The organism is Parasphingorhabdus sp. (assembly GCF_036964675.1).
Classification (GTDB): Bacteria; Pseudomonadota; Alphaproteobacteria; order Sphingomonadales; family Sphingomonadaceae; genus Parasphingorhabdus.
Genome location: NZ_JBALTF010000044.1, coordinates 9322 through 10913, shown reverse-complemented (window position 1 = coordinate 10913; position 1592 = coordinate 9322). Strand labels below are relative to the sequence as shown.

Annotated in this window: 2 protein-coding genes; one reads left to right on the top strand and one right to left on the bottom strand. The window is 58.9% G+C overall.

The genetic code is table 11. The features are described from left to right. A partial coding sequence (locus tag V7665_RS09085) for an acyl-CoA dehydrogenase (protein WP_335664220.1) occupies window positions 1-852 on the top strand: 852 nt, incomplete at its 5' end. A gap of 9 nt (window positions 853-861) precedes the next feature. Here V7665_RS09085 and V7665_RS09080 read toward each other — a convergent pair. Then, a partial coding sequence (locus V7665_RS09080; RefSeq protein WP_335664219.1) for an aspartyl/asparaginyl beta-hydroxylase domain-containing protein occupies window positions 862-1592 on the bottom strand: 731 nt, incomplete at its 5' end.

Sequence of the window (1592 nt, the reverse complement as noted above, 5' to 3'; positions counted from 1 at the left end):
GCCGGCGACCGTCGCCAGGGCCGGGCGCTGACCGGAGCGCAGGATCCGGAAGAAAAAGCGGACACATTGTTCGTTCATCCCGATGTTCGCCGGATGCTGATGGACGGCAAGGCTTTTACCGAGTCGATGCGCGCGCTGGTTCTCTGGGGTGCGTTGCAGGTTGATCTGGCGGACAAGGCGGAAACCGAGGAAGAGCGCCAGTTGGCCAATGACCTGGTCAGCCTGCTGACGCCGGTGATCAAGGGCTATGGCACGGCCAAGGGCTATGACATCTGCACCGAATCGCAGCAAGTCTATGGCGGCCACGGCTATATCCGCGAATGGGGCATGGAACAGTTCGTGCGCGATGCGCGGATTGCGATGATCTACGAAGGCACCAATGGTATCCAGGCGATGGATCTGGTTGGGCGCAAGCTTGGCCAGAACGGTGGCCGTGCGGTCCAGGCATTTTTCAAGGTCGTAGCCGACGAGATTGCCGAAGCGAAAGGCCACGAAAAGCTTGCCGGATTTGCCGAAGCTCTGGAAAAAGCCAACGGCGAACTGCAAAAATCGACGATGTGGTTCATGCAACATGGTCTGGCCAATCCGAACAATGCCGGTGCCGGCGCCTATCATTATATGCACCTGATGGGCATCGTATCGCTCGGACTGATGTGGTTGCGGATGAGCAAGGCGGCCCAGGCCGCATTGGCAGCGGGCACGGACAATCCGAAATATTATGAAGCCAAGCTGGTGACCGCGCAATATTTTGCGGAACGTTTCCTGCCGGATACCGGATCGCTGCGCCGCAAGATCGAAGGTGGCAGCGATGCGATCATGGCGCTGGATCCCGAGATGTTCGCGGTTGCCTGAACCCTCTGATCAGCCGGGCTCATTCTGTTCCGCCTGTTTATAGGCCTCTTCCCACATATCGAGGTTTCGCCGGGCATCCTGTACAAAGGGTGACCGGCGAATGCCCCACAGGGCGAGATCATTGGCAATGCGGCCAAGCAGGCGCATTGGCCGCTTCACCTGGATCAGCAGGATGACCCGGCGCTGATCCGTCCGGTTATGCACTTCGTGAAAGGTGCTATCATCGAAGATCAGCCATTTGCCCGGCTCCCAGAACAGCTCATTATCCTCGACCTGCATCACGCATTTCTCCGGCCTATCGGGGATGATCAATCCGAGATGGCAGGTGACCAGACCCCGCGTAACCCCGCGATGGCGGGGAATAGTGGCGCCGGGCTCCAATATCGAGAAAAAGGCCGAATTGAGGTCGGGTATCTGGCGCACCAGTGCCGCCGTTACCGGTGCACGCGCGCAATTTTCCGCGACTTCATAGCCATAGCCGATCAGAAAGAACGAGCGCCAATTGCCATCGCCGGCAATCCGCGCATGATCGGGTGAAATATCCTTGAGCGGCGGCACGGCATCGCGGTGGCGCAAGATCGAGTCGGCTTCCTGCGCGACAAGCTGCCATTTTTCGGTCAGCCTGTCGGTCCAGTGAAAGGCACTGGCCTGAAGGACCGCCTCGGTCGGAATCTTCGATTGGCCCATCGATAGGCGATTCATCGTGCCGCGCAGACGCTTGCCGATCTTGATAATCATAG